This window comes from Homoserinimonas sp., from assembly GCF_056262345.1.
Genome location: NZ_JBACFR010000230.1, coordinates 1 through 4,852 on the forward strand (window position 1 = coordinate 1; position 4,852 = coordinate 4,852).

At 66.7% G+C, this 4,852-nt stretch carries 3 protein-coding genes and 1 pseudogene; all 4 read left to right on the forward strand.

Annotated features, from left to right (window positions below):
* A pseudogene (locus tag AC062T_RS11160) lies at nucleotides 1–169 on the forward strand (carbohydrate ABC transporter permease); the annotation flags it as partial.
* A gap of 2 nt (nucleotides 170–171) precedes the next feature.
* Nucleotides 172–1,239, forward strand: coding sequence for a glycoside hydrolase family 130 protein (locus AC062T_RS11165; protein ID WP_476030050.1), 1,068 nt, complete (start codon nucleotides 172–174; stop codon nucleotides 1,237–1,239).
* Entirely contained in the window at nucleotides 1,239–3,356 is a 2,118-nt protein-coding gene (locus tag AC062T_RS11170) for a hypothetical protein (RefSeq protein ID WP_476030052.1), read from the forward strand. The genes AC062T_RS11165 and AC062T_RS11170 overlap by 1 nt, the downstream gene beginning before the upstream one ends.
* Nucleotides 3,357–3,437: 81 nt before the next feature.
* On the forward strand, nucleotides 3,438–4,852 hold a 1,415-nt coding region (locus tag AC062T_RS11175; RefSeq protein ID WP_476030054.1), incomplete at its 3' end, for a heavy metal translocating P-type ATPase.

Genomic DNA, 4,852 nt, shown 5'->3' on the forward strand with positions numbered 1-4,852 from the left:
TGCCGTGTCTCTCGCGAACTACATTTCGACCGTCGCGGCCTCCGCCGCAAATCCCTTCGGCGCGACCCTGGCCGGTGCCGTGGTCCTTGCCGCGCCCGTTGTCGTTTTGTTCATCGTGTTCCAGCGCTACTTCATCTCGACCGACATCGGGTCGGGAGTGAAAGGGTGACCATGACGTCGACGGCTCCATTCCCCTACACGCTCACGAGGGCGGGAGTGATCATGACGCCGCGGGAGGGCGACCCTCTCGAGTCGGAAGGGGTGCTCAACCCCGCAACGGGATGGGCTGCGGGCGAGCTCTATCTGCTGCCTCGGCTTGTCGCACACGGCAATGTGAGCAGGGTCGGGCTCGCGCGGGTAGTGGTTGAGGATGGCGCGCCCGTCGGCGTCGAACGCGAAGGGGTCGTGCTGGAGCCTGACCGCGGCTGGGAACGCGGCGCAGCTAATGCGGGGGTCGAGGACCCCAGGATCACCTACATTCCCGCGCTCGATCTGCACGTCATGACATATGTGGCCTTCGGGCCGCTGGGCCCGCGAACTGCAATTGCGACCTCTCCGGATCTTCGCGCATGGACGCGGCTCGGCCCCGTCTTGTTCGAGTACGACGACGCGCTCGACACCGACCTCAACCTGTTCCACAACAAAGACACCGTGTTCTTTGCCGAGCCGGTCACAGCGCCGGACGGCGTCGAGAGCCTTGCCGTGCTGCACCGCCCCATGTGGAATCTCAGCGAGACGAAGCCCGGGGAGGGGGTTCGGCTTCCCGCAGGCATTACCGACCCGCGCCAGAGCATCTGGATCAGCTTCGTTCCCCTTGCCGCCGTGCTCGCCGACATCCGGGCCATTGTGCAGTGGAGAGGCCACCGCATGCTCGCCGGGCCGGAGTTCGCCTTTGAACAACTCAAGATCGGCGGGGGCCCGCCACCGCTTCGGGTGCCGGAGGGATGGTTGATGCTGCACCACGGGGTCACCGGCACGATCGAGCACGCGTTCGGTCAGCAGCAGAACGTGAACTATGCGGTGGGCGGCATGATTCTCGATGCCGATGACCCGACGCGCATCGTGGCCCGCACGAGCGAGCCGCTGCTGGCGCCGGAGACCGAAGATGAGCGCAGCGGCGTTGTGCCCAATGTGGTCTTCCCCACCGCGATCGAGCTGATCGGTGACCAGTACTTCGTTTTCTACGGCATGGCCGACTCCAAAATTGGCGTCGCCCGTCTCGACAGGAGGGCCTCATAATGTTTCACCCCACCGCCATGGTTGCGGGTGCCGCACTCGTCGGCAGCCTCATAATCGCGCCGACGGCGTCGGCGCCCCCGGCATCCGCACTGCCCGAGGGAATCGCCCCGGCTGCGGCGCCAGGCGGGCAATCGCTCACCAACCTCGCCCACCTCGACTTCTTGCTCGACGACGTAAGCCCCGAGGAGATCGAGGGCCACACGACCTATCGCCTCGCAGAAGAACCCGAGCTCACGATGCCGTGGACCTATGCGGATGCCCGCGACGGCGGCACATTCGAACGCGTCGGAGGAGGCCCCCTCGACCCGGCCACCGGCTATTGGGGTCAGGGCGCCTACAACGCCGACGACGTATCGCGCGCCGCCGTGGTCTACCTGCGGCATTGGCAACAAACCGGCGCAGAAACGAGCAAAGAGTCTGCCTACGAACTGCTGCGCTCACTCGCCTACTTTCAGACAACCACGGGCCTGTTCGCGGGCAATGTGGTGCTGTGGATGCAGCCGGATGGCACCCTCAACCCCAGCCCCGAGCCCGTTGAGCTGCCCGACCCGTCGGATAGCGGCGACAGCTACTGGCTCGCCCGCACCCTTTGGGCGCTCGGCGAGGGCTACGCAGCCTTCGCCCCCGTCGACAGCGACTTCGCCGAGTTTTTGCAGCAGCGGCTGCAGCTCGGCGTCGAGGCGGTGGACCGCGAGGTGCTGGGCCAGTACGGCCAATACCTGATCGCCGATGGCGTGGAGGTGCCCGCCTGGCTCATCGCGGGAGGAGCGGATGCTTCTGCCGAGGCCATTCTCGGGCTCGCCGCCTATGTTTCGGCAGCGCCAGACGATGCCGCCGCACGCACGGCGCTCGAACAGCTCGCGGAGGGTGTCGCTGCCATGCGCGCTGGCGACATCACGACCTGGCCGTATGGGGCGATCCTTCCGTGGACGGAGTCACGATCGCTCTGGCACGCCTGGGGCTCGCAGATGCCGGCGGCGCTCGCCGAGGCATCCGTCGCCCTGGCTGATTCGCGGCTGCTCGCGCCGGCCATCGCCGACTCGACGGGCTTCACGACAACGTTGATAACGGCGGGAGGGCCGGATAACGCCTGGCTGCCGGCCCCCATCGACCAGGTTCAGATCGCCTACGGCGCAGATTCTCGGCTGCAGTCGCTGCTCGCGGTCGGCGACGCGGCACACGCTTCGGGGCTGCTCGACCTGGCCGGATTCGTTGGTGCTTGGTACTTTGGCGCGAATCGATCCGGCGCCCCGGTCTACAACCCCGAAACCGGCGTCACCTTTGATGGTGTGCAACCCGACGGCACGGTGAACCGCAATTCGGGGGCGGAGAGCACGATCCACGGGCTGTTGTCGATGCTGGCTCTGGATGCTCACCCCACGGTCGCGGTGCGGGCGCAGTCCATCCCCACAATCGGTGAGCGTGACGGCCTTCGCGTTGTGGAGGCGGAGTCCGCGAGCACCACGACCGGCAGCGTCGTTACCCCTGATTCGTCATGGACGGGTGAATCGCAGTTCAGCGGGGGCGCCTACCTGCGGCTTCTCCCCGGCCAATCGGCGACGATAGCACTGACGGATGCCGCCGCGGCCGCGCGAGGCGGGGGTCGCGGAGCACCCGGAGGGCCAGGTGGCTCTGCCGGCAACGGCAACGGCTCCGACGACCAGGTGCTTGTGGAACCCGTCGTGAATCAGCCGACGGGGGCAACGGCCCGGTCTCAGTGGAAGGCCGGCGCCCCCACGATCGGAGTTCTCGCGCACGGGGTGGGGGCCCAGGGCGTCACGGCTGCACCGGGTGCGCTCCTGCCGCAGCCACTCAAGAAGTCCACGCCCGACGGCGGCGAGATCACCGTTCGGGCTCTCACGGGCACCGTTGAACTCGACGCCCTCTTCGTTCGACCCGTCGTCGCGCGCGTTGTCTACACCGGTGGTGTGGCATCCGCAGAGCTCGCCCACTCCAATGTGGACAGGCCCATCGCCACCACGATGGGCACCGAGGGCATCACGACAACGGTTCGGGTCTACGACGCGACCGGCAGCCTCGTTAAGCGAGTTGTTGCCCGCGGGATTTCGAGCGTGCAACTGCCGCCGGCGGGTTTTGCGACCGCGACCACGGGATGATGCACTTGCCCGCAGAGGGCTGTGGCGGCTGAGCGTGAGCCGGGTGCCAAGTGACCTATCGCGGTGTTGACTCACAGAGACATGAAACTGCGCTCGGTTCTGCTGCTCAGACGCTACCCCTATGTCATCGCCACGCTCGTAGTGGCGGCGGCCGCGGGCGTCATGCTGCTGACTCCGGCGGCTCCCTTCTCGCCGTGGCTGCTGGGAGCGTTCGCCATCCTGGTGGCCGCTCGATCGGCATGGCGCATGGTTCGAGAACTTCGTTCTGGCACCTTCGGGGTCGACATCCTCGCGGTCACCGCAATCTGCGCCGCTGTCGCGGTGGGCGAATATTGGGCGGCGCTCGTGATCGTGCTCATGCTCACGGGCGGAGAAGCGCTCGAGGACTACGCGGCGCACCGAGCCGAGCGTGACCTGCGTGCGCTGTTGTCACGGGCACCGCAGACCGGGCATCGGTATGCCGACGACGGCACGACCGTAGAGGTGCCGATCAACGAGATCGCGCCGGGAGACCGGATCATGGTGCGGCCCGGTGAGATCGTGCCAGTGGATGGCACCCTGGTCAGCGCGGAGGGATCGTTTGATGAGTCATCCATAACCGGTGAGAGCCTGCTCGTCGACAAGGTCGCGGGCGATGAGGTGCTCAGCGGCGGGATCAACGGGGCAGCTGCCGTCGTCGTTCAGGCGACGCGTGCGGCCAAGGACAGCCAGTATCAGCAGATCGTCACCCTGGTAGAAGCCGCCACCGCGAGCAAATCGCCGATCGTGCGACTTGCCGACCGCTACGCCATCCCCTTCACCCTTCTCGCCCTCGCGATCGCGGGGACAGCCTGGGCAGTCAGCGGCGATGCCGTTCGCTTCGCGGAGGTCTTGGTCGTCGCAACGCCCTGCCCGCTCATCATCGCTGCGCCTGTCGCCTTCATGGCCGGAATGAGTCGGGCCGCCCGCGACGGAGTGATCGTCAAGAGCAGTGCAACCCTGGAGACATTTCGCAGGGCAAGAACCTTTGCCTTCGATAAAACCGGCACCCTCACCCAAGGGGAGCCAAGCCTTGTGGAGGTGCGGTCAGAAGGCGGGACGGATGCGGATGAGCTGCTGCGCTTTGCCGCGTCTGCCGAGCAGTTCTCGGCCCATGTGCTCGCGGCTGCCGTTCTCCGCGCCGCACGCGCCAAGGGCATCGAGCTGTTGGGTTCACACCAGGTGGAGGAGTCGACTGCTCACGGCGTTACGGCCACGATTGACGGTCGCACCGTCGTGGTGGGCAAACGATCATTCATCGCCGCAGCATGCAATACGGAGGTAGCGGCGACCCCCCTAGGAACCGGAGAAATGGCGGTTTATGTCGCCGTCGACGGGGTGCCCGCTGGTGCGCTCGTCTTCGCTGACCAGGTGCGTCAGAACGCTCGGTCGACGATCGCCAGCATCCGCTCGCAAGGAATCGGCACGATCGTGATGCTCACGGGGGATGATCGCGCCACCGCTGAGCACGTTGGCGC